This window comes from Tardiphaga sp. 866_E4_N1_4, from assembly GCF_052076075.1.
GTDB lineage: Bacteria > Pseudomonadota > Alphaproteobacteria > Rhizobiales > Xanthobacteraceae > Tardiphaga > Tardiphaga robiniae.
Genome location: NZ_CP197242.1, coordinates 3,389,085 through 3,412,145, shown reverse-complemented (window position 1 = coordinate 3,412,145; position 23,061 = coordinate 3,389,085). Strand labels below are relative to the sequence as shown.

Annotated in this window: 26 protein-coding genes; 17 read left to right on the top strand and 9 right to left on the bottom strand. The window is 61.9% G+C overall.

Translation table 11 applies throughout. The features are described 5' to 3' along the window. Position 1: 1 nt before the first annotated feature. Positions 2 to 664 carry a helix-turn-helix domain-containing protein gene (locus AB8B20_RS16665; RefSeq protein WP_184512090.1) on the bottom strand — a complete coding sequence of 221 codons (663 nt, stop codon included), beginning with the start codon at positions 662 to 664 and terminating at the stop codon, positions 2 to 4. Between the two features lie 134 nt (positions 665 to 798). Between AB8B20_RS16665 and AB8B20_RS16660 the strand changes: the two genes are divergently transcribed. The 5 genes from AB8B20_RS16660 to AB8B20_RS16640 all read left to right on the top strand — a co-directional run bounded on the left by AB8B20_RS16660 (position 799) and on the right by AB8B20_RS16640 (position 6,296). Beyond that, entirely contained in the window at positions 799 to 1,692 is an 894-nt protein-coding gene (locus tag AB8B20_RS16660) for a class II glutamine amidotransferase (protein WP_439074587.1), read from the top strand. Next, positions 1,692 to 2,378, top strand: coding sequence for a protein glxC (locus tag AB8B20_RS16655; protein WP_439074588.1), 687 nt, complete (start codon positions 1,692 to 1,694; stop codon positions 2,376 to 2,378). The genes AB8B20_RS16660 and AB8B20_RS16655 overlap by 1 nt, the downstream gene beginning before the upstream one ends. Then, on the top strand, positions 2,378 to 3,709 hold the full coding sequence (locus tag AB8B20_RS16650; RefSeq protein ID WP_439074589.1) for an FMN-binding glutamate synthase family protein: 1,332 nt from the start codon (positions 2,378 to 2,380) through the stop codon (positions 3,707 to 3,709). Before AB8B20_RS16655 ends, AB8B20_RS16650 begins: the two co-directional genes overlap by 1 nt. Before the next feature lie 39 nt (positions 3,710 to 3,748). After that, positions 3,749 to 5,053 (top strand): type III glutamate--ammonia ligase, encoded by a 1,305-nt coding sequence (gene glnT, locus AB8B20_RS16645; RefSeq protein WP_439074590.1) that lies wholly within the window; start codon positions 3,749 to 3,751, stop codon positions 5,051 to 5,053. Between the two features lie 91 nt (positions 5,054 to 5,144). Then, entirely contained in the window at positions 5,145 to 6,296 is a 1,152-nt protein-coding gene (locus AB8B20_RS16640) for a DUF3095 domain-containing protein (RefSeq protein WP_439074591.1), read from the top strand. A 15-nt stretch (positions 6,297 to 6,311) separates the two neighbouring features. Here AB8B20_RS16640 and AB8B20_RS16635 read toward each other — a convergent pair whose 3' ends face one another. Next, positions 6,312 to 6,755 carry a DUF2147 domain-containing protein gene (locus AB8B20_RS16635; protein WP_439074592.1) on the bottom strand — a complete coding sequence of 148 codons (444 nt, stop codon included), beginning with the start codon at positions 6,753 to 6,755 and terminating at the stop codon, positions 6,312 to 6,314. Between the two features lie 144 nt (positions 6,756 to 6,899). Further along, on the bottom strand, positions 6,900 to 7,424 hold the full coding sequence (locus tag AB8B20_RS16630) for a GNAT family N-acetyltransferase (RefSeq protein WP_093757224.1): 525 nt from the start codon (positions 7,422 to 7,424) through the stop codon (positions 6,900 to 6,902). A gap of 116 nt (positions 7,425 to 7,540) precedes the next feature. Here AB8B20_RS16630 and AB8B20_RS16625 point away from each other — a divergent pair, with 116 nt between their 5' ends. The 11 genes from AB8B20_RS16625 (at position 7,541) to AB8B20_RS16575 (ending at position 16,260) form a co-directional block, all read left to right on the top strand. After that, positions 7,541 to 8,782: an MFS transporter gene (locus tag AB8B20_RS16625; RefSeq protein ID WP_120287214.1), complete on the top strand. Its 1,242-nt coding sequence runs from the start codon at positions 7,541 to 7,543 to the stop codon at positions 8,780 to 8,782. A gap of 121 nt (positions 8,783 to 8,903) precedes the next feature. After that, the gene (locus tag AB8B20_RS16620; protein ID WP_093757222.1) at positions 8,904 to 9,503 is read left to right on the top strand and encodes a superoxide dismutase; all 600 of its coding nucleotides are present in this window, start codon (positions 8,904 to 8,906) and stop codon (positions 9,501 to 9,503) included. Between the two features lie 170 nt (positions 9,504 to 9,673). Continuing rightward, entirely contained in the window at positions 9,674 to 10,048 is a 375-nt protein-coding gene (gene crcB, locus AB8B20_RS16615) for a fluoride efflux transporter CrcB (protein ID WP_089265774.1), read from the top strand. Between the two features lie 89 nt (positions 10,049 to 10,137). Continuing rightward, the gene (locus AB8B20_RS16610; RefSeq protein WP_093757221.1) at positions 10,138 to 10,350 is read left to right on the top strand and encodes a hypothetical protein; all 213 of its coding nucleotides are present in this window, start codon (positions 10,138 to 10,140) and stop codon (positions 10,348 to 10,350) included. Further along, a complete protein-coding gene (locus tag AB8B20_RS16605) occupies positions 10,347 to 11,105 on the top strand; it encodes a metal ABC transporter ATP-binding protein (protein ID WP_439074593.1) in 759 nt (252 codons plus the stop codon). Before AB8B20_RS16610 ends, AB8B20_RS16605 begins: the two co-directional genes overlap by 4 nt. A 5-nt stretch (positions 11,106 to 11,110) precedes the next feature. Next, positions 11,111 to 11,980: a metal ABC transporter permease gene (locus tag AB8B20_RS16600; protein WP_089265777.1), complete on the top strand. Its 870-nt coding sequence runs from the start codon at positions 11,111 to 11,113 to the stop codon at positions 11,978 to 11,980. Between the two features lie 11 nt (positions 11,981 to 11,991). Beyond that, positions 11,992 to 12,885, top strand: a complete 894-nt coding sequence (locus AB8B20_RS16595) for a metal ABC transporter substrate-binding protein (RefSeq protein ID WP_439074594.1) — start codon at positions 11,992 to 11,994, stop codon at positions 12,883 to 12,885. 51 nt (positions 12,886 to 12,936) lie between these two features. After that, positions 12,937 to 13,980: a CobW family GTP-binding protein gene (locus AB8B20_RS16590; protein ID WP_068729004.1), complete on the top strand. Its 1,044-nt coding sequence runs from the start codon at positions 12,937 to 12,939 to the stop codon at positions 13,978 to 13,980. Next, a complete protein-coding gene (locus AB8B20_RS16585; RefSeq protein WP_093757218.1) occupies positions 13,980 to 15,002 on the top strand; it encodes a WD40 repeat domain-containing protein in 1,023 nt (340 codons plus the stop codon). Before AB8B20_RS16590 ends, AB8B20_RS16585 begins: the two co-directional genes overlap by 1 nt. 96 nt (positions 15,003 to 15,098) lie before the next feature. Beyond that, positions 15,099 to 15,815 carry an MgtC/SapB family protein gene (locus AB8B20_RS16580; RefSeq protein ID WP_439074595.1) on the top strand — a complete coding sequence of 239 codons (717 nt, stop codon included), beginning with the start codon at positions 15,099 to 15,101 and terminating at the stop codon, positions 15,813 to 15,815. A 106-nt stretch (positions 15,816 to 15,921) separates the two neighbouring features. After that, positions 15,922 to 16,260, top strand: coding sequence for a hypothetical protein (locus AB8B20_RS16575; RefSeq protein ID WP_439074596.1), 339 nt, complete (start codon positions 15,922 to 15,924; stop codon positions 16,258 to 16,260). 24 nt (positions 16,261 to 16,284) lie between these two features. On the opposite strand, the gene AB8B20_RS16570 is transcribed toward AB8B20_RS16575, so the two are convergent. Then, positions 16,285 to 16,770 carry a MaoC family dehydratase gene (locus AB8B20_RS16570; RefSeq protein ID WP_439075035.1) on the bottom strand — a complete coding sequence of 162 codons (486 nt, stop codon included), beginning with the start codon at positions 16,768 to 16,770 and terminating at the stop codon, positions 16,285 to 16,287. A 216-nt stretch (positions 16,771 to 16,986) separates the two neighbouring features. Between AB8B20_RS16570 and AB8B20_RS16565 the strand changes: the two genes are divergently transcribed. Then, positions 16,987 to 17,727: an acetoacetate decarboxylase gene (locus AB8B20_RS16565; protein ID WP_439074597.1), complete on the top strand. Its 741-nt coding sequence runs from the start codon at positions 16,987 to 16,989 to the stop codon at positions 17,725 to 17,727. 214 nt (positions 17,728 to 17,941) lie between these two features. On the opposite strand, the gene AB8B20_RS16560 is transcribed toward AB8B20_RS16565, so the two are convergent. From AB8B20_RS16560 to AB8B20_RS16540, 5 genes are all read right to left on the bottom strand, one after another. Continuing rightward, positions 17,942 to 19,387 carry a homospermidine synthase gene (locus AB8B20_RS16560; RefSeq protein ID WP_175367755.1) on the bottom strand — a complete coding sequence of 482 codons (1,446 nt, stop codon included), beginning with the start codon at positions 19,385 to 19,387 and terminating at the stop codon, positions 17,942 to 17,944. 128 nt (positions 19,388 to 19,515) lie between these two features. Further along, complete coding sequence (gene rnk, locus AB8B20_RS16555) at positions 19,516 to 19,920, bottom strand: nucleoside diphosphate kinase regulator (protein WP_116663126.1); 405 nt, start codon at positions 19,918 to 19,920, stop codon at positions 19,516 to 19,518. Positions 19,921 to 20,191: 271 nt separating this feature from the next. Then, positions 20,192 to 20,578 carry a RidA family protein gene (locus tag AB8B20_RS16550; protein ID WP_089265784.1) on the bottom strand — a complete coding sequence of 129 codons (387 nt, stop codon included), beginning with the start codon at positions 20,576 to 20,578 and terminating at the stop codon, positions 20,192 to 20,194. A gap of 54 nt (positions 20,579 to 20,632) precedes the next feature. Then, complete coding sequence (locus AB8B20_RS16545) at positions 20,633 to 21,229, bottom strand: GNAT family N-acetyltransferase (RefSeq protein WP_439074598.1); 597 nt, start codon at positions 21,227 to 21,229, stop codon at positions 20,633 to 20,635. 148 nt (positions 21,230 to 21,377) lie between these two features. After that, positions 21,378 to 22,520 carry a type III PLP-dependent enzyme gene (locus tag AB8B20_RS16540; protein ID WP_068728986.1) on the bottom strand — a complete coding sequence of 381 codons (1,143 nt, stop codon included), beginning with the start codon at positions 22,518 to 22,520 and terminating at the stop codon, positions 21,378 to 21,380. Positions 22,521 to 23,061 lie beyond the last annotated feature (541 nt).

Genomic DNA, 23,061 nt, shown 5'->3' with positions numbered 1-23,061 from the left:
CCTAGCTCCGCCGCGGATAAATAATCACAGACAGATACGTCATCGGTGCCTTCACCAGTTCTTCCGGGCCGTGCCGCGCGGCTGCGTCGAAGAACAGCGTGTCGCCGGGCTCCATCAGATAGGTCTGATCGGCGTGGCGATAACGCACCTTGCCGGTCAGCATGTAGATCATCTCGACGCCGGCGTGACGAAAGTTACTATAGGCCTCGGCGTCCTCGTTCAGCGTGATCAGATAGGGCTCGACGCCGAGCTCGCCGTGGATCGACTGGCCGAGCAGTTGATAGTGATGGCCGGACTTGGTGCCGCGTCGCTCGATCTTGACACCCGTACCGGCTTTCACGAAAGAGCAATCGCGCTCTTCCTCGGTCTCGCGAAAGAATCTGGAGATCGGCACGTTGAGCGCTTTCGATAGTGCATTCAACGTCCCCAGCGATGCGGAGATGCTGCCGGTCTCGATCTTCGACAACATGCCGGTCGAGATGCCCGCCGATGTGCTGAGCTCGGCCACCGTCAGCTCCAGCTCCTTGCGGAGCTGCCGCACTTCATTGCCGATCTTGGATTCCAGCGAGCCACCGACTTCCAGCGGCGCGTTCGAACCGGTGCGCAGCTCCTCCAGCTTTGAGCGCGCGGGCGATGATTTCGTTTTCTTCGGTTTCGCTTTCACGATGGCGTTTCCTGCAGCGTTGATTTCCCGACAATAGCAATATTTCTTGTCAGGAAAACTATTTTCTCTGTGGTTGACATGGCGGTTTTGTTTCGGGCAAGGTCCACGCGCATTCAACGAGCGAGACGCGAGCCATGTGCGGCATTGCCGGTCTGTTTCTGAAAGATCAAAGCCTCGCGCCTGAGCTTGGCGGGCTGTTGTCCGGAATGCTCGAAGCGCTCAGCGATCGCGGTCCGGACTCGGCAGGCTTTGCAGTCTATGGCGACGGCGATGCCGGTCAGATCAAGCTGACCCTGCGTGCCGCGCAATCGTTTGATTTCGCTGAATTGATGGCGTCGCTCGGCAAGGTTGCCGGCGCGCCGATTGCGTATCAGGTGCACGACACGCATGCGGTCATCAGTTTGCCGGTTGATCGCGAGGCCACCATCGCGGCGGCGCTCGTCGGCAACAAGGACGTCGACATGGTCGCACGCGGCAAGCGCATGGCGGTGTTCAAGGAGGTCGGTCTGCCTGCCGATGTGGCAAAGCGCTTCGGCCTGAACACGATGAGCGGCACACATGCCGTGGGCCATACCCGCATGGCAACTGAGTCCGCCGTGACAACCAATGGCGCGCATCCCTTCACCACAGGCACCGACCAGTGCCTGGTGCATAATGGCTCGCTGTCGAACCACAACGATGTCCGCCGCGAGCTGATCCGCCTGGGCATGACGTTCCGCACCGAAAACGATTCCGAAGTGGCCGCCGGCTATATCAGCTCGCAGATGGCGGCAGGCGCATCGCTGCAGGATGCAATGACCTCGTCACTCTCCGCGCTGGATGGCTTCTATACATTCGTTATCGGCACGGAGACCGGCTTCGGCGTGCTGCGCGATCCCATCGCCTGCAAGCCAGCCGTGATGGCCGAGACCGATCGCTGGGTTGCTTTCGGCACTGAATATCGTGCGTTGGTCGATCTGCCCGGCATCGATACGGCAAAGGTCTGGGAGCCCGAACCCGCCAAAGTCTATTTGTGGGAGCGGCACTGATGCCCACGGTCGATCTCGCTTCGTCGCCGCTGCGCGAACTTAACGGCGCTCTGCACAGGCTGACACCCAGCACCAACGCGACGCACTGGACCGTCACCAATCCGCGCGGTCAGCACAATATCGCGGTCGGTCTCGATTTTCCGGTCGAGATCGAGATCGACGGACACGTCGGCTATTACTGCGCCGGTATGAACAAGCAGGCGCGCGTCACCGTGCGCGGCAATGCCGGGCAGGGTGTCGCCGAAAACATGATGTCAGGCCGTGTGCATGTCACCGGCGACGCGTCGCAGGCGGCGGGCGCCAGCGGCAATGGCGGCCTGCTGGTGATCGACGGCAATGCCTCGGCGCGTTGCGGCATTTCCATGAAGGGCATCGATATCGTTGTGAAGGGTTCGGTCGGCCATCTCTCGGCCTTCATGGCGCAGGCCGGCAAGCTCGTTGTGCTCGGCGATGCCGGCGAGGCGCTCGGCGACTCCATCTATGAGGCGCAGCTCTATGTGCGAGGTTCGGTGGCGAGTCTCGGTGCCGATTGCATCGAGAAGCCCCTCAAGGACGAACACAAGGCCGAGCTGAAGAAGCTGCTCGATGAAGCAGGCGTCGAAGGCGTCAGCCCCGACGAGTTCAGGCGCTATGGCTCGGCGCGAAAGCTCTATCACTTCCACATCGACAACGTCGGATCGTACTGATGAGCGCGCAAGACCGCTGGATCCACACGCCGCCGCGCAAGTCGGCGACCTTCGACGATGCTGCGATCGCGGAAATCCGTCGTGCGGCCGCGACCGGCATCTATGACATCCGCGGCGCCGGCGCCAAGCGCAAGCTGCCGCATTTCGACGATCTGCTGTTTCTCGGCGCCTCGATCAGCCGTTATCCGCTGGAAGGCTACCGCGAGAAATGCGCCACCGATGTCGTGATCGGCGCGCGCTTCGCCAAGAAGCCGATCCATCTGAAGATTCCCATCACCATCGCCGGCATGAGCTTCGGTGCGCTGTCCGGCCCCGCCAAGGAAGCGCTCGGTCGCGGCGCATCGGCCGTCGGCACGTCGACCACCACGGGCGACGGCGGCATGACGCCGGAAGAGCGTGGTCATTCCGATCTGCTGGTCTATCAGGTACTGCCGTCGCGTTACGGCATGAACCCGGATGATCTGCGCAAGGCGGATGCGATCGAGGTTGTGGTCGGGCAAGGTGCCAAGCCCGGCGGCGGCGGCATGCTGCTCGGCCAGAAGATTACAGAGCGCGTTGCCGGCATGCGCCGTTTGCCGGTGGGAATCGATCAGCGCTCGGCGTGCCGGCATCCGGACTGGACCGGGCCCGACGATCTGGAGATCAAGATCCAGGAGCTGCGTGAGATCACCGACTGGCAGATCCCGATCTATGTGAAGGTTGGTGCCTCACGCCCGTATTACGACATCGCGCTCGCGGTGAAGTCCGGCGCCGATGCCATCGTGCTCGACGGCATGCAGGGCGGGACGGCTGCGACGCAAGACGTCTTCATCGAGAATGTCGGCCTGCCGACCATGTGTGCGATTCCGCCGGCGGTGAAGGCGCTGCAGGACTTGGGCATGCATCGCAAGGTGCAGCTCATCGTGTCCGGCGGCATCCGCAATGGCGCTGACGTGGCGAAGTGTCTCGCGCTCGGCGCGGACGCGGTGGCGATCGGGACCGCCGCACTGATCGCGCTCGGCGATAACGATCCGGCATTGGAAGCCGAATACCAGAAGCTCGGTACCACCGCCGGCGCTTATGATGACTGGCATGAAGGCCGCGATCCCGCTGGCATCACCACGCAGGATCCTTTGCTGGCCGCGCGGCTCGATCCCGTGATCGCCGGCCGCAAGCTCGCAAACTATCTCTCTGTGATGACGCTGGAAGCGCAGACCATCGCACGCGCCTGCGGCAAGAGCCACGTCCACAATCTCGAACCGGAAGATATGGTGGCACTGACAATGGAGTCGGCAGCCATGGCGAGGGTCCCTCTCGCTGGAACGAACTGGATTCCCGGCAGCAATATCTAACGAGCCGTTATGGCTGGATGATCTTCGGAGCGCGTGTCAATGACGACCTGGACCGAACTAGCCAAGCAACACGATCTCAAATATTTCCTCATTGCCTTTGTCGATCTGTTCGGCGGCATGCGCGCCAAGCTGGTGCCGGCGACTGCGATGGACAGCGTCGCCAAATCCGGCGCGGGATTCGCGGGATTTGCTGCCTGGTTCGATATGACGCCGGCCGATCCCGACGTGCTCGTGATGCCGGATATGGATACGCTGACGCTGCTGCCATGGAAGCCCGGCGTCGCCTGGGTTACGGGGGATCTCTATATGGGCGGCAAGCCCGTGGCGCAGAATCCACGTCAGGTGCTGAAAGGTCTCATTGCGAGGGCGGCGGAGCAGGGTGTCGAACTCAAGACCGGCGTCGAATGCGAGTACTTCCTGATCTCGCCAGACGGTACCGCGATCTCCGATCCCGCCGATCAGCAGGCCAAACCGTGCTACGACCAGCAGGCACTGATGCGGCGCTACGAGATCGTCGCTGAAATCTGCGACGCGATGATCTCGCTCGGCTGGAAGCCCTATCAAAACGACCATGAAGACGCCAACGGCCAGTTCGAGATGAACTGGGAGTTCGATACCGCGCTGAAGACCGCCGATCGCCATGCCTTCTTCAAGTTCATGGTCAAGTCGATCGCCGAGAAACACGGCTACAAGGCGACCTTCATGCCGAAGCCGTTTGCCAATCTCACTGGCAACGGCTGCCACGTCCATGCGTCACTATGGTCGACCAAGGACGGCTCGAACGTGTTCGAGGACGAGAGCGGCGAGTTGGGTCTCTCGAAGACGGCCTATCACTTCATCGGCGGCCTCGTTCATTCGGCCGAAGCGGTTTGCGCTATCACCAATCCTACGGTGAATTCCTACAAGCGCATCAATGCGCCGCGCACGCTCTCCGGCGCGACATGGTCGCCGAACACGGTGACCTACGGCGGCAACAATCGCACGCATATGATCCGCATTCCCGATGCGGGCCGGTTCGAATTCCGTTTGCCCGATGGTGCGGTGAATCCCTATCTGCTGCCGGCGACCTTGCTCGCCGCTGGTCTCGACGGCATGGCCAACAGCCGCGATCCCGGCCCGCGCCTCGACATCAATATGTATACGGAAGGCGCGAAGGTACCGAAGGCAAAGCAGCTCCCGTTGAACCTGCTCGATGCATTGCGCGCGCTCGAAGCATCCGCCGTGTTGAAGGATCAACTCGGCGAGGCCGTGGTCGGGTCGTACCTCAAGCTCAAACACAGCGATTGGAATGAGCACTGCCGTCAGCTCACCGAATGGGAGCGGCAGATGACTTTGGATTGCTGATACCGCACGTCCGTCGAAATTGCGTGCTATGACTCCTGCCTCAGGAGCGTCATTGCGTTGGCGCAACGTTGCCGCAGGATCATTTCGTATCATGACGACCGGCGTCAGCGCTTTTTACGACGGCATTTCAATATTTTACGGCTTCGACCGGGTGATGGACCCGGCGTTGTACAAGCCGCTGCCGGATGACTGGATCATCGGCGTCGCCGATATCGTGGAATCCACCAAGGCCATCGCCGAACAGCGCTACAAGGCCGTCAACATGGCCGGCGCTGCCGTCATCGCGGCCGTGACCAATGCGCTGGACGGCCGCGAATTCCCGTTCGTGTTCGGCGGCGATGGCGCGAGCTTCGCAGTCTCACCGGACGATCTCGATCGCGCCCGCGGGGCTTTGGCGGCGACGGCCACCTGGGTGAAGCACGATCTCGATCTCGTCATGCGCGTGGCCCTGGTGCCGATCAAAGACATCCGCGCGCAGGGGCTGGATGTGCGCGTGGCGCGCTTCGGTCCATCGAACAACGTGTCCTATGCGATGTTCTCCGGTGGCGGTTTGGGCTGGGCGGAAGCCGCGATGAAGCGCGGTGAATTCGCGGTGACGCCGGCACCGGTCGGGACCTATCCCGATCTCTCCGGGCTCTCATGTCGTTTCGAGGAAATTCCATCGGCGCACGGTTTGATCCTGTCGGTGCTGGTGACGGCCGCAGCGGGCGCCGAGCCATCCGCATTTCGCCGCGTCATCGAAGACATTATCGCGCTGGTCGAACGCAGTCCAAATGCGGGCCGTCCCGTACCCGCAGGCGGTCCCGCGATGACGTGGCCGCCCGCGGGTCTCGGCTACGAAATCCGAGCTGGCCGCGGCGCGAAATCGCTTTCGCGCTTTCGTATCTGGGTGACGACGCGAACGCTGTTCGTTTTTGTGTTGATGCGTTTTGGCATTAGCGTCGGCGGCTTCGTGCCGAAGACCTATGTGCAGCAGTTGGTCGAGAACTCGGATTTCCGCAAATACGACGATAGCCTGCGCATGATCCTGGATTGCACACCCGATCTCGAACGTGCGCTCGAGCAGCATCTTGTCACGGCAGCCGCGGAAGGAACGGTGCGCTATGGCCTGCATCGGCAGGATGCGGCGATGATGACGTGTTTCACGCCGTCAGCCATCCGCAGCGATCACGTTCATTTCATCGACGGCGCGCGCGGCGGTTATGCCTCGGCGGCCACCGCGTTGAAGGCCATGTCAGTCTGAGAGAAGCGAATTGAGTTACCGGCCGACGCGGGTCCAGTTCTCGCCACCGCAGAATGCGCCGACACAGCCTTCGACCTTCAGCGTGTTAGGGCCGACCAGCGCCACGTTGCTGGTATAGATCTTCCCGTCATCGGCATTATAGATCCGGCCCGACCACGTGTTCACTCCGGTAGGGCGCATATCGTAGAACAGGTGAACACCGATCATCGAACGTTTAGCCAGCGCGGGATCGGGATTCTTGTCGTCGATCGGCGGCTTGCCGGTCTGCGGATCGATCTTGTCGCGCAGCGAGACGACGGTGCCGCACAGGATGGTGCCGCATTTGCTGACCCGCACCTGTGCATCGCCGGCCTGGGTCTGCCAGACACCCGTTGCTTCGCCGCCCGATTGGGCTTGCGCCGCGGGGCCTGCGAACACTGCACCCAGCAATGCGATCATAACAGTGAATCTGGCGGCCATGCGTGTCTCCTCGGATCAGGCGGTCTGCATAACAAGAAATGGGATTTGTGCAATGCCGCGGCGCTGCGTTTGAGACTACTCAGCGTCTCAAATGATCATGATCGATTCATTTTGACGCAGCTTACTCAGGTCAACCGGTGGCGGTCACCACGGCAGCCCGCAAAGGTCCATCTCGCCTTCATGCGGCGCGCGCTTCAGGTAGGACACCAGCGGGGTCATGACATCGAAGCGAACGCGTTCGCCGTGCTGTTCGGCATAGACCTCGCCGATGAACGGCTTCCAGTTGCGGCGCGTGTAGAAATCCAGATTGTGCGGTTCACAGAACAGCAGCGCAAAATCGGTGGCGCGTTCGTCTTTCAGCGTATGGAGTGCGGCGGTGAGCGCCAGACTGGCCAGACCGCGACGACGATAGTCGGGATGCGTCACAACGCCGCCGATGCCGCCAATCCGCGTCTTGCGATCCTTCCATATGCCTTCGCGCCGATACAGGCCGACATGGCAGACCGGCTGTCCGTCGTCCTCCACGATGACCCGCAATTCGGGATAGGCGAAGACCACGTGTCCCCAGGGCAGTTTCTCGACCGCCTCGCGCGGCCAAACCAGGTCGAACAGCGGTTTGACGCTCGGCCATGAGGCATCGCCGGTCACAATCTCGATTTCGATGCTCATTTCGGTCGCCACCTCTGCGCTTTGTGCAGCCCTTATAGGTCGGTCCGAGGGTAGTAAACCTGTCGAATCCAGTGCTTATCTGAGAATAATATTCTAGGGATCAAGGAAACGTTGGAATGACTGAGGCGGAGCTCTCCAAATACCAGCGCTGGGCGATTTTGGCCGGCGCGGCGACGCTGCTCAGCCTGGCCATGGGCATGCGCCAGAGCTTCGGCCTGTTTCAACCCTCGATTCTGCGCGACACCGCCATCACCACGGCTGATTTCTCTCTGGCCACCGCTTTGCAGAACGTGATCTGGGGCATCTCGCAGCCCTTCATCGGTGCTATCGCCGATCGTTTCGGCACCCGTCACGTGATGATCATCGGCGTTTTGATCTATGCGGCCGGCCTCGTCTTCATGATGGTCGCGACCACGCCGCTGGTTTTCACCCTGGGCGCCGGCCTTTGCGTCGGCCTCGCACTGTCCTGCACGGCGTCGAGCATGACCATGACGGTAGCTTCGCGCAGCGTCTCCGCCGCCAAGCGCAGCGTCACCATGGGTGCTGTGTCGGCCGCCGGTTCGCTCGGTCTCGTCATCGCGTCGCCGCTGGCGCAGACGCTGATCTCGACGGCGGGCTGGCAAGTGGCGCTGATCGGCTTTCTCGGCCTCGCTGCGGTGATGCTCCCCGCTGCGCTGTTTGCTGGCCAGTCTGACAAGATCGAACGCGCACCGGCGGATGAGCTGCAGCAATCTTTGGGAGAAGTGGTGCAGTCCGCACTCGGTCATTCCGGTTATATCGTGCTGGCGTTGTCGTTCTTTGTCTGCGGCCTGCAGCTCGTATTCATCACCACGCATCTGCCGAATTATCTGGCGATCTGCGGCCTCGACGCGTCGCTTGGCGCCACCGCGCTGGCAATAGTCGGCCTGTTCAATGTGTTTGGCTCCTATGCCTTTGGCTGGCTTGGCGGCCGTTATCCGAAGCAGATTTTGCTCGGCGGAATTTACATCGTTCGCTCGTTGGCGCTCGCCACTTATTTCTATTTTCCAGCGACGCCGACCACGACCATGGTCTTCGCAGCCGTGTTGGGGTCGCTGTGGCTCGGCGTGGTCCCGCTGGTGAACGGCCTCGTCGCGCAGCTGTTCGGGTTGCGCTTCATGGCGACACTCACCGGCATCGCCTTCCTCAGCCATCAGGCAGGATCTTTCCTCGGCGCCTGGGGCGGCGGCATGATCTTCTCGCATCTCGGCAATTATGATCGCGCCTGGCAATTCGCCGTCGTGATCGGGATGATAGCCGGATGCTTCCAGATGCTGATGAATGTGAAGCCGCCAGTGCGGCGCGATGCCGTCTCCGCCGCAATGCCAAGCGCGGCCTGATCGCGAAGCGATCGGGCTCGCAGCCGATCGAGATCGCGAAGATGGGAGTGTCGGAGCCGGACGGAACCTTCTATAAGGGTTCCCGTTAAGCCAACTCTCCCATTATTGCGGATCTTGACCCATGACCTTCACGCTTCCCAATCTGCCTTACGCCTATGACGCGCTCGCGCCACATATGTCGAAGGAAACGCTGGAATTCCATCACGATAAGCACCATCAGGCTTACGTGACCAACGGCAATAACCTGCTGAAGGGCACCGAATTCGAAGGCAAATCGCTTGAAGAAATCGTGAAGGGCTCGTTCGGCAAGAATGCCGCGCTCTTCAACAATGCCGGCCAGCACTACAACCATCTCCACTTCTGGAACTGGATGAAGCCGAACGGCGGTGGCGACAAGCTGCCCGGCCGTCTGGAGAAGAAGATCACCGAGGATCTCGGCGGTCTCGAGAAGTTCAAGACCGACTTCGCCGCTGCAGGCGTTGGCCAGTTCGGCTCCGGCTGGGCCTGGCTCTCGGTCAAGAACGGCAAGCTGGAAATCTCCAAGACCGCGAACGGCGAAAGCCCGCTGGTCCATGGCGCGACCCCGATCCTCGGCGTCGACGTCTGGGAGCACTCCTACTACATCGACTATCGCAATCGTCGTCCGGACTATCTCAAGGCGTTCGTCGATCACCTTGTGAACTGGGAATATGTCGACGAGCAGTTCGGCAAGGCGGTCTGATCGCTTTCGATTTGCGTTTAATGACGCGCGGGAAGGGTGGTGGCGCAAGCTGCCGCCTTTTTTCGTTGTCGTGACGTTTTCGTGTCTTGGTCGGCCTGCTGCGACTTGCCGCCGCAGACACGCTGCGGCAGAACGGAATGACGTGAGCCACCAAGCGCAGCAGGTGTTCGATGAATTATGTTTTGGTTTTTGTTGGCGGCGGGCTTGGCGCCACCTTGCGCCATGTCATCAACATGACCTGCGCCCGCTGCATGGGAGCGGCGTTCCCGTGGGGCACCTTCATCATCAACATTACTGGCTCCACGGTGATGGGCCTGATCGCCGGCTATCTCGCTTACAAGGGTGAGGCCTCGCAGCCCTGGCGGTTGTTCCTGATGACCGGCATTCTCGGCGGCTACACGACGTTTTCGGCCTTTTCACTGGATACGGCAGTGCTCTATGAGCGCGGCGAATTGGGCCTCGCCCTGGCCTATGTGCTGGGGTCGGTGGTGCTGTCGATTGCCGGGCTTTTTGCCGGCCTGGCGCTGGTCCGCCACTTCGCCTGAACCGTCCTGGGCTTGCGGTATGTTATAATATAACATAAATGACAGTCAGGCGCCTTGGCGCCGGATATTCATTGGCCAGGCCCGATTTCATGGCGCATTCACATTCTCACGGTGATGACCACTCCGATGGTCACGCGCACGGCCACGGTCATACCCACAGCCATGGCCCGGCAAGCCCGCATCCGGCCCAGCCCGCGCCCTGGTCGATCTTGCGCATGACGTTGCCCGCACGGCTGGGGGCTGCGCTGGCGGTCTCCGCAGCGCTCTGGGCGGTGGTTCTGCTGGCGATGAGGCCATCATGACGGCACAGCTCGCTTTCCAGAACGTCACGCTGGGCTATGACCGGCATCCCGCGGTGCATCACCTCAATGGCGAGATCGTCGCTGGCAGTTTGCTTGCGGTGGTTGGGCCGAACGGCGCCGGCAAATCCACGCTGTTTCGCGGCATCGTCGGCATCCTGAAGCCGCTGACGGGCGCGATCACACTTGGCGGCCTGAAGGCGCGCGACATCGCCTATCTGCCGCAGAGCGTCGACATCGACCGCACATTCCCTATCTCGGTGTTCGACTTCGTCGGCACAGGGCTTTGGCGCACGACCGGGATATTCGGCGGCCTTGGCAAGACCGCACGCGAGCAAATTGGACGGGCCCTCACCGCTGTTGGCCTCAACGGATTCGAGAACCGCAATATCGGCACGCTGTCCGGCGGCCAGATGCAGCGCATGCTGTTCGCGCGAGTGTTGTTGCAGGACGCACGCGTCATCGTGCTCGACGAGCCGTTCAATGCGATCGACGCCAAGACATCGGCGGACCTGATTGCGCTGGTGCGCCACTGGCATGCCGAGAAGCGCACGGTACTGGCGGCGCTGCACGATATGGAGATGGTGCGCGCGCATTTCCCGGAGACGCTGCTGCTAGCGCGCGGCTCCGTGGCCTGGGGACCGACCCAGCAGGTGCTGACGGCGGATAACCTGCTGGAGGCGCGGCGCATGTGCGAAGCCTTCGACGATGGCGCCGGCACCTGTGTTGTCGATGCCGCACACTCGCGGGCGGCCTGATCGACATGCTCTACGATGCGCTGATCGCGCCTTTCCTCGAATTTGAATTTATGCGCCGCGCATTGGCCGGCGTGGTTGCGCTCGCGCTTGGTGGTGCGCCGATCGGCGTCTTCCTGATGCTGCGGCGGATGAGCCTTGTGGGCGATGCCATGGCACATGCCATCCTGCCAGGGGCGGCGATCGGCTTCCTGTTCTCCGGGCTCAATCTGTTCGCGATGACGTTCGGCGGGCTAATTGCAGGTTTTTCTGTTGCGCTGCTGGCAGGTTTGGTGTCGCGCGTCACCGTCATCAAGGAAGATGCGTCACTGGCCGCGTTCTATCTCGTCTCGCTCGCGGTCGGCGTCACCATCGTCTCGATGCGCGGCACCAATATCGATCTGCTGCATGTGCTGTTTGGCAATATTCTCGCGCTCGACGATCAGACGCTGCTGGTGATCGCCTTTAACGCGACGATCACGCTGGTGGTGATGGCGGTGATCTATCGCCCGCTGGTGATCGAATGCGTCGATCCGGTGTTTCTGCGCACAGTCTCGCGCGCCGGTGCACCCGCGCATCTGGCGTTTCTCGCGCTGGTCGTCGTCAATCTCGTCAACGGCTTTCACGCGCTTGGTACGCTGCTCGCGGTGGGGCTGATGATCCTGCCGGCGGGCATCGCGCGGTTCTGGTCGCGCGATATCACGGGGATGATGATGATCTCCGTCGCGAGTGCGATGGTCTCCGGTTACTTCGGTCTGGTGCTGTCGTTCCAGACCAAGGTGCCGTCCGGTCCCGCGATCATTCTGGTCGCCGCGGTACTCTACGTATTTTCGGTTTTGTTCGGCAATGTCAGTGGCTTGGTGAGGCAGTTGTTCCCCGGCCGGCATCTTGAGGCGTAGGTGTGTCAGTCATGCGGAAATCCAGCATATTCGTCATTTGTGCCGTCCTGTCGCTCGTCACGGCGATCGTCCCGGCGCGCGCGCAAGAAAAGACTCAGGACAGGATCGATGTCGTCGCCAGCTTCTCCATCCTGGGTGACTTCGTGCGCAATGTCGGTGGCGAGCGAGTCGCTGTCACGACCCTGGTCGGCCCGAATGGCGATGCGCATGTCTACACACCGACGCCGCGTGACGCGAAAAAGATCGTCGACGCGAAGCTCGTTGTCGTCAACGGCCTCGGCTTCGAAGGCTGGTTGCCGCGGCTGGTCAAATCATCCGGCGGCAAGGCTGTCATCGTCACCGCGACACAGGGCATCGCACCGCGCAAGCTCGACTCGCACGAGGATCCGCACGCCTGGCAATCGGTGGCCAATGCCAGGATCTACGTCGCAAACATTCGCGATGCGCTGGCCAAGGCCGATCCTGCCGGTGCCGACATCTACAAGGCGAACGCCGAGGCCTATCTCGCGAAGCTGACTGCCCTCGACAGTGACGTGAAGGCGGCTGTGGCTTCCATCCCCTCGGTGCACCGCAAGGTGATCTCGACTCACGATGCCTTCGGCTATTTCGCGGCGGCCTATGGCATCGAATTTATCGCGCCGCAGGGCGTTTCGACAGATTCCGAGCCCAGCGCCAAGGATATCGCGGTCATCATCACTCAGCTCAAGATCTCGAAAATTCCGGCGGTTTTTCTGGAAAACATCGCCGATCCCCGGCTGATGCGCCGGATTGCCGCCGAGACCGGGGCAAAAATCGGCGGAACGCTGTATTCCGACAGCCTGACGCCCGAAAACGGCGATGCACCCACTTACATTGATATGGTCAGGCACAATATAAAGGCGCTGACGAGCGCGCTGACCAGTTAGCGCAGGGGCACCCCTGCTGCCGGCGCTGCACAAGACCCCGCCGGAGAAATCATGTCTGAAGCGACTGCCAACAAAATTCCCGTGACCGTGCTGACCGGCTATCTCGGCGCCGGCAAGACCACGCTGCTGAACCGCATCCTGTCGGAAAATCACGGCAAGAAATACGCTGTGATCGTCAACGAATTCGGCGAGATCGGCATCGACAACGATCTCATCATCGGCGCCGATGAAGAAGTGTTCGAGATGAACAACGGCTGCGTCTGCTGCACTGTCCGCGGCGACCTCGTGCGCATTCTCGACGGTCTCATGAAGCGCAAAGGCAAGTTCGACGCCATCATCGTGGAGACCACGGGTCTCGCCGATCCCGCGCCGGTGGCGCAGACCTTCTTCGTCGACGAGGACGTGCAGGCCCATGCGCGGCTCGACGCGGTGGTGACCGTGGCCGATGCCAAATGGCTGAGCGACCGCCTTAAGGATGCGCCGGAAGCCAAGAACCAGATCGCCTTCGCCGACGTCATCGTGCTGAACAAGATCGATCTCGTGTCGAAGGCTGAGCTCGCCGAAGTCGAGGCGCGCATTCGCGCCATCAACCCCTATGCGAAGCTGCACAAGACCGAACGCGCGCAGGTGAAGCTGTCCGATGTGCTGGAGCGTGGCGCCTTCGATCTCGATCGCATTCTGGAGATCGAACCGGAATTCCTCAATGCGGACGACGGTCACGATCATCATGACCACGATCACGGCCATCATCACCATCATGATCATGGCCACGGTGGTTTGAAGCACTATCACGACGAGGACATGCACTCGATGTCGCTGCGCACCGACAAGGCGCTCGATGCGTCGACCTTCATGCCCTGGCTGCAGGACCTGATGGCCAAGGAGGGCGGCAAGATTTTGCGCTCCAAGGGTATCCTGTCGTTCTCCGGCGACGACGACCGCTACGTGTTTCAGGGCGTGCACATGATGCTCGAAGGCGATCATCAGCGGCCGTGGAAGGACGGCGAGAAGCGCGAAAGCCGTCTTGTCTTTATCGGTCGCGATCTGCCCGAGCAGCTGATCCGCGACGGCTTCGAACGCTGCATCCCCGCCTGATGATGTCCGATTTCAATCCGCTGCAGGAGCAGGAATCCATCGTTTCGGTCACCGACCGTGTGTTGCCGGTGGCCATCGGTGCGTCGGTCACATCAGTGCATTTTCTCGGCGACAAGGCAGCCTTTGTCGGCGCCGAAGAGAAAGTCATGCTGGTTGATCCGGCAGGCGCGATGTCGCCGGTCGAGGTCGCGTTCGGTGGCATCCTGTGCTCGACCTCCGACGGCAAGCGCATCGTGATGGGCTGCGACGACGGCAAGGTCGTCGTGCTCGACCGCGACGGCACAGTCTCGACCTTTGCGACCGATACCAAGCGGCGCTGGATCGACAGCGTCGCGCTGCATCCCGACGGCGCTGTGGCGTGGTCGGCGGGCAAGACGGCCTTCGTGCAGGCGCCGAAGGGCGAAGTGAAATTCTTCGAGGTGCCATCGACCGTTGGCGGCCTTGCATTCGCGCCCAAAGGGCTGCGGCTCGCGATAGCCCACTACAACGGCGTGACGCTGTGGTTTCCCAACATGGCCGGCAATGCCGAAGTGCTGGAATGGGCCGGTTCGCATCTCGGCGTGACCTTCAGCCCGGACAACAAGTTTCTGGTCACCGCGATGCATGAGCCGGCGCTGCATGGCTGGCGTCTCGTGGACGGCAAGCACATGCGCATGACCGGCTATCCCGCACGCGTGCGCTCGATTTCCTGGAGCGCCGGCGGCAAGGGTCTCGCGACCTCGGGCGCCGATACGGTCATCATCTGGCCGTTTGCCAGCAAGGACGGCCCGATGGGCAAGGAGCCGGCGATGCTGGCGCCGCTCAAGGCCAAGGTCACCATGGTGGCCTGTCATCCCAAGCAGGACATCCTGGCCGCCGGTTACAGTGACGGCACTATCCTGATGGTCCGCATGACCGACGGCGCGGAAATTCTGGTGCGGGCCAACAAAGGGCAGCCCGTCAGCGCGCTGGCCTGGAATGCCAAGGGTACGCTGCTGGCTTTTGCCGATCAGGACGGCGACGCCGGGCTGCTGGAGCTGTAGTTCTTTCACCTCCCCTGTGGGGAGAGGGAGTTCACGACGGTCGGTGCGAGGCGGCATTGTCATCCGCCCGTCACTTCCTGTACGCATGCAGACATCATGCGATTTTTGGCAACATTCCAGACCTACGACTTCCTCGACACGCTGCTCAGCCTGGCCACGGCCTTTGTGCTGGGCACGCTGATCGGTGCTGAGCGACAATATCGCCAGCGCACCGCGGGCCTGCGCACCAATGTGCTGGTGGCGCTCGGGGCGGCCGCTTTCGTCGATCTGGCAATGCAGCTGCACGGTGCCGATGGCGCGGTGCGCGTGATCGCCTATGTCGTCTCCGGCATCGGCTTTCTCGGCGCGGGCGTCATCATGAAGGAAGGCACCGATGTGCGCGGCCTCAATACGGCGGCGACGCTATGGAGTTCGGCCGCGGTGGGCTCCTGCGCCGGCGCGGACATGATCGCACAGGCTATCGCGCTTACGTTTTTCGTGCTGGCCGGCAATACGCTGCTGCGGCCGCTGGTCAATGCGATCAACCGGGCGCCGCTGGACGCGAAGTCGTCGGAAGTGACCTATTACGTGCGGCTCACGGTCTCGCCCGAGGTGGTACCCGAGATGCGCGAGCGCCTGCAGGAGGCGCTGGAAGCCGCAAAATATCCGGTCGGCGATGTCGATGTGATTGAGCAGAGCGACACCCAGCAGGAGATCGTCGCCACGCTGGTCTCGACGGCCGTCGATCCCAAGGAGCTGGATGCCGTGGCCGCCCGGCTCGAGGCGTATGCCGGCGTGCGCAACGCCACATGGGACGTCAGCACCAAGGACTAGTCGTCCAGAAGAAGTCCAGGGCGCCATCGGCGATCTGCGACTTTCCGGCTCGGGAACTTTGGCGGGCGGCTCCCGTTGTCACCGCACATTAACTGCGGTGGATGCCATGATCCCGACGACCCAGACGCGCGTGTTCCGGACCTATTTCACGATCGCGATCTTGGCGACCGCAGCAGGATTGGGCGCATCGACGTCGGCAATGGCGCGGCTCACGCTAACGCCGCCATCCGCTCGATTTGCCCAGGCGACGCCGCCGCTGCAGTCGACGCCGGGTGCCGAAAACAAGCCGTCGGCCCCCGCAGAACCCGCGACCACTGGCCAGCGCCCGCAGGAAACGCCGCCGCAGCCGGCGCGTCCGGATGCAGAAGCACGCGATGCCGGCGCCAAGCCGGCACTGCCGCCGGCGCCGGCGGAGAAAACGGCGCCGCCGATTACGGCGAAGTAGTCATACGCTGAGCGAGCGATGCGTTCAGACGGTGTTGGGATCCAGCAGCGCCAGCGTGATCCAGTGCGCTTCTAAAGCCGGTTTGGTCACGCCTTCCACTTCGATAACCGCATCCCAGGCCGATTGCAGCGAAACCACGCGTTCGGTCAGCTTGACCAGGCGAAACTTGCCGCGCACCCGCGTGCCGGATTTGACCGGACTGTTGAACCGCACGCGCTCGAAGCCATGGTTGACGCCCATCCGCGTTCGCTCGACGCCCGGCATCGCATCGACAGCCAGCGTCGACAGCAATGACAGCGTTAGAAATCCATGGGCGATCGTACCGCCAAACGGCGTCTCAGCCTTGGCGCGCTCGGGATCGGTGTGGATGAATTGATGATCGCGGGTGGCGTCTGCAAACGTATCGATCATCGTCTGATCGACCATCAGCCATTCCGACACGAGTTCGGGTCCGTTGAGCAGCTTGCGATATTGTTCCAGCGGAATCAGCTTGGCGCGGATCGCTTCCATTTCGGCTGCACGTCTCTCGTCTGACACTCCGGCTTCCCAATATTTGCGCCCGTCATGGACGGCGTTTCAAACGGCCCTTTTTAAGCTCATATGTCATCGTGGTCTCGTGTTTTCACGTGTCCACGGCGGCTGGCTGGGCAGGTGCCTGCAATCTTGTCTCGCCAGCTTCACCAGTCGCCTCCATACTCCCTGCGCACGAGATCACAGGGGTGCTTCATGAAAATCGACGACGTTCGCAACAACGCCTATTCGATGCCGCTGACCAATCCGTCATTCCCGCGCGGGCCCTACAAATTCTACGACCGCGAATATTTCATCATCAGCTATCGCACCGACATGGACGCGCTGCAGGCCGTGGTGCCGGAGCCGCTGGAGATCGTCGATAACATCGTCAAATACGAATTCATCCGCATGCCGGACTCCACGGGCTTCGGCGACTACACCGAAACCGGGCAGGCGATTCCGGTCCGCCTCAACGGTGTCGAGGGCGTCTATATCCACTCGATGTATCTCGACGACGATGCGCCGATAGCCGGTGGCCGCGAGCTGTGGGGCTTCCCGAAGAAGCGCGCGACGCCGAAGATCGTGGTCGAAAGCGACGTGCTGGTCGGCACGCTGCATTACGGCTCGGTGCTCTGTGCGTCCGGCACCATGGGCTACAAGCACCGGCCGGTGGATCATGACACGGTGATGCACGCGCTGCAGGTGCCGAACTTTATTCTGAAGATCATCCCGCATGTCGACGGCACGCCGCGCATCTGCGAGCTGGTGCGCTATCACCTGGAAGAGATCAATCTGAAGGAAGCCTGGACCGGACCTGCGGCACTCGGGCTGTTCCCGCATGCGCTCGCGGATGTGGCGCGGTTGCCGGTGAAGGAAGTCGTGTCGGCGCTGCACTTCAAGTGCGACCTGACGCTGGGATTGGGCGAAGTGGCGTTTGATTATCTGGCGAAGTGAGCTGTCCAGGGCCTCCTCACACGCCGACGTCATACGCGGGCTTGACCCACGTATCCACCTTTCTGCACCGTCCAACGAAGATGGATGGCCGGGTCAGGCCCGGCCATGACGTGGAAGAAGGCAGAGCCTCCCCATAAAATGCGAAGGTACAAAAAAGGCGGCAGTGTCTGACACTGCCGCCTTCGTCGTTACTCATTCAGGCTGAGCACTCAGCTCAGCGCACCAGCACGTTCTTGAACTGCCACGGGTCGCTCGTGTCGATATCTTCCGGGAATAGGCCCGGGCGACCTTCGAGCGGCGTCCAGTCGGTGTAGTAGCCCTTCACCGGGCCGAGATAGGGTGTCTGGATCTCCAGCAGACGCTCGAAGTCGATCTCGTCGGCCTCGACGATGCCTTCGGTCGGGTGCTCCAGCGCCCAGACCATGCCGCCGAGCACGGCCGAGGTCACCTGCAGGCCGGTGGCGTTCTGATAGGGCGCGAGTTCACGCGTCTCCTCGATGGAGAGCTGTGAGCCGAACCAGTAGGCATTGTTGTCGTGGCCGTAGAGCAGCACACCGAGTTCGTCGATACCGTCGACGATTTCGTTTTCGTCGAGGATGTGGTGCTTCGTCTGCATCTTGCCGGAGCCGAACATCTCGTGCAGCGACAGCACCGCATCGTCCGCCGGGTGATAGGCATAGTGGCAGGTCGGCCGGAACACCGCGGTGCCCGACGCGTCACGCACCGTGAAATAATCGGAGATCGAGATCGACTCGTTGTGGGTGACGAGGAAGCCGTATTGCGCGCCGCGCGTCGGGCACCAGGTGCGCACGCGCGTATTGGCGCCGGGCTGCATCAGGTAGATCGCAGCGCCGCAGCCGGCCTCATGGGTGTGTGCATTCTCCGGCATCCACTTTTCATGGGTGCCCCAGCCGAGTTCGGACGGCTGCACGCCTTCCGAGAGGAAGCCTTCGACCGACCAGGTGTTGACGAAGACCTCCGGCGGCTTCGGCGACTTGGAGCGTTGCGTGTCGCGCTCAGCGATGTGGACGCCCTTGATGCCGGCCTGCCGCATCAGGTCCGCCCATTCGGCCTTGGTCTTCGGCTGCGGGGCATTGAGCTTCAGGTCGGAGGCGACATTCAGCAGCGCCTGCTTGACGAAGAAGGAGACCATGCCGGGATTGGCGCCGCAGCAGGAGACCGCCGTGGTCGAGCCGGGCTTGCGGGCCTTCTTGGCGGCCAGCGTCGTTTCGCGCAAGGCGTAGTTGGAGCGCGCTTCGGCGCCCTTCGATGCGTCGAAATAGAAGCCGAGCCAGGGCTCGTTGACCGTGTCGATGTAGAGCGCGCCAAGTTCGTTGCAGAGCTCCATGATATCGACCGAGCCGGTATCGACCGACAGGTTGACGCAAAAACCCTGGCCGCCGCCCTCAGTGAGGAGCGGCGTCAGCAGTTCGCGATAATTCTCCCTGGTCAGCCCCTGCTGGATGAAGCGCAGACCATGCTTGTCGCACAGCGCCTTGCGGCCTTCATCCTTGGGGTCGAGCACGGTGATGCGCGACTTGTCGTAGTCGAGATGCCGCTCAATCATCGGCACCATGCCTTTGCCGATCGAGCCGAAGCCGACGATCACGATGGGGCCAGTGATCTTCGCGTAGATCGGCGAGGCGGGGGATGAGGACATCAGCTTCTAACTCCAGACAGGATCAAGATGAACGCGCTGCGTCGTGCGCGGTTGGGAAAGGACAGTGACGATGTGACATCAGAATGAAATTTCGGGAATGAAATCTCGATGCCGGTATTAAATGCAGCTCAGCGCCGTATGCCGACTGAGAGAACGGTCAGCGAACGTGGTTCCCCCGAGGGCGTCTCGAATGTAATGGACTGCCCCGCAGAAAGGCCGATAAGCGCGGCTCCGATCGGGGTCAATACCGAAATTCGCCCGGCGTCCACGTCGGCAGAGGTCGGATAGACCAGTGTGACGTGCTTTTCCTGCCCGCTGATATCGTCGCGGAACGTCACATCGGACTCCATGCCGACGATTCCGGGCAATGGATGAGTGTCGGGCACGATCGTCGCGCGCTCAACTTCGCCGGCCAGAAAGTCGGCGGTCACGGGGGACTTCTCTGCAGCGGCCTCGGCCAGTACGCCGAGACGCTCACGGTCGCTGCGGCGGAGTGTGATGGGCGGCAGCTCAGTGCGAAGGGAATGGATCATGGGTTTCACAGCCAAATGACGCCCGGCGCGCAAAGCGCCCGAGCATGCCAAGAATGATGAGGATGCTGAAATCGAACAAGCCCGGACGGCACGCGCGCGTGCGCCCGGGTCACATTCCTGCTTGAAGGTGACCGGCGCGGAGCAGTAAGCGGTTGCGGGGCAGGTTCGTCATGATGGCCGAAACCTATGTATCCTGCAGTGAAAGTCAACCGGCGATGGCGCCGTTGCTAGCAGCGACGTCCAACGGGTGTGTCTGACGCGCGGTTGACGATCAGCTGCGCCGCTTGGCGGTGACTTCGATTTCGACTTTCATCTCGGGCTTGTAGAGCCCGGAGACCACGAGGAGCGTGGCAGCGGGCCTGATCTCGCCGAGATGCGCGCCGGTCACCGCGAACACCTTGTCGGCGTCGCTGGCGTCGGTGATGTAGTAGATCGCACGCACGATATCGGCCATGGCAAAGCCGGCCTCTTTCAGCGCGGCTTCAATGGTCTTGAAGCAGTTCTGTGTCTGTGCCGTGACGTCGGCTGGCAAGATCATGGTGGTGTAATCGTAGCCGGTGGTTCCGGACACGAAGCAGAAATCGCCGTCGACCACCGCACGGCTGTAGCCAGCGGTCTTTTCGAATGGCGATCCGGTGGAAATCAGTTTGCGCGTCATTACCGGGCTCTCCTGCAGAGGTGAGCTCCGCAATGCCGTGCCTTGGTGGTCAAATCAAGCTGCGTGGGCCAGATCGGCAGGCTCAGCAGCCTTGCGGACCCATTTACCGCTTCCGAAGATGATGCCGCGGGCGCCATCCAGCGCTCTGGGCTTCAGCTCGAGGCCGAGCAGGCGATCGCGCTCGAACGGCCCCGGCAGCGCCAGATCGGTCATTTTCCGGGGCATGAAGCCGAAGCGGGCGTAATAGGGCGCATCGCCGAGCAGTACGATGGCGCCATGGCCGCGCGCCGAGGCCTCGGCGATCGCGTGATTCATCAACGCGGCGCCAAGGCCAAGGTCGCGGGCACCCGGATCGACCGCCAGGGGGCCGAGCATCAGTGCAGCTCGGCCCCCGGCGTCGACATGCCAAAGCCTGATCGTGCCGACCAGCCTGCCTTGCACCACCGCCGAGAAGGCCAGGCCTTCGGCGGGCAGTCGTCCGTCACGCAGTCGCTGGCAGGTGCGGGCATGGCGCGAAGCGCCGAAGCACACATCCAGCAGAGATTCACGGGCGGCGACGTCGGAGCCACGTTCCGCACGGATCTCGTACGAAGGGGCTGCGATGGGCAAAGCAACAGTGTTGTTAGTGGCGGTCTCGTGCAGATCGGTCATGGCATGTCGGTCCCCACTCCGTTTTTCACACGGAGTGTTGTCATCCAGAATTGGAAGGTGACGGGATGAGAGCCGGTGGGCCGGCTCTCCGATTAGTCATATCCGGGGTGGATGCCGGATATAGTGAGCGACGTCAGATTTGCAACGCTCAGATATGGAAGGTGCGCAGCGGCGGGAAGCCGTTGAACGCCACTGCCGAATAGGTCGACGTATAGGCGCCGGTGCCTTCGATCAGCAGCTTGTCGCCGATCTCGAGAGTCACGGGCAGCGGATACGGCAGCTTCTCATACATCACGTCGGCCGAATCGCAGGTCGGGCCGGCGAGCACGCAGGGCGTCATCTCGGCGCCGTCATGCGGCGTCTTGATGGCGTAGCGGATCGACTCGTCCATGGTCTCGGCGAGACCGCCGAACTTGCCAATGTCCAGGTAAACCCAGCGCACGTCGTCCTCGTCGCTCTTCTTCGAGATCAGAACGACTTCGGCTTCGATGATGCCGGCATTGCCGACCATGCCGCGACCCGGCTCGATGATGGTCTCCGGAATCGCGTTGCCGAAGTGCTTGCGCAGCGCACGGAAGATCGAACGGCCGTACTGCACGACCGCCGGGACTTCCTTGAGGTACTTGGTCGGGAAGCCGCCGCCCATATTGACCATGGAGAGATTGATCCCGCGCTCGGCGCAGTCACGGAACACCGACGAGGCCATCGCCAGCGCACGGTCCCATGCCTTCACCTTGCGCTGCTGCGAGCCGACATGGAATGAAATGCCATAGGGCTCCAGGCCAAGACGCTTGGCGAGGTCCAGCACGTCGACAGCCATTTCCGGATCGCAGCCGAACTTGCGCGACAGCGGCCACTCGGCGCCGGCGCAATCGTAGAGAATGCGGCAGAACACGCGGGCGCCAGGAGCGGCGCGCGCGATCTTCTCGACCTCGGCGGCGCAATCGACCGAGAACAGGCCGATGCCGAGCGCGTGGGCGCGCGCGATATCGCGTTCCTTCTTGATGGTGTTGCCGAAGGAGATGCGGTCCGGCGTGGCGCCAGCGTCGAGCGCCATCTGGATTTCCTGCACCGACGCACAGTCGAAGCACGAGCCCATCGAGGCCAGCAGCGACAGCACTTCCGGCGCCGGGTTTGCTTTCACCGCGTAAAACACGCGGCTATCAGGCAAAGCCTTCGCAAAGCTCTGGAAGTTGTCGCGCACGACTTCGAGGTCGACGACGAGGCACGGCTCGACATCGGTGCCCTCGTTGCGGCGGGCGCGGAGGAATTCCTGAATACGTTCGGTCATAGCACTCTCCCAAACGGCCCCGCGAAAGGGTCACGTTCAAAAAATGATGACGGTTCAGCGCTTTCGGACCCAGGCACGCGATGGAGGCGTGACAAAGCCAAAAGTACAGACCGTAAGTGCTGCCGTGGATTGGTTGGGGGTGACCCTACCGCACACCTGGCAATGAAGGACAAGCCTCTTCGGTATTCGCGCTGGCTGTTGGAAAGCCAGCAGAGACCAAAAAAGCCCGCTCCGTCGTTGCTTTAAGTCGCGTCCCCCGTTGAGAACGAGGTGCGCCGGTTCGCCTCCGGCTGCCAGTCACGGTTGCAAAGAACAAAGTCACCTTCAACGGCATCTCTGGAGAGAGATGCTGGCCTTTCGCAAAACTCCGCGAAAGACCCTCGGCTTCTTCGTCCCTTGGCGGCTGTCCGGCCTCTTGTCCGGATACCTACCGACTGACACACGACCACAGGCACGTGCGAAATTGGGCAAGACCGGAAATAGGTTCTTTGACCCTGACACGCAACAATTTTTTTGGGCTGTGGAGCATTTTATTCAACGC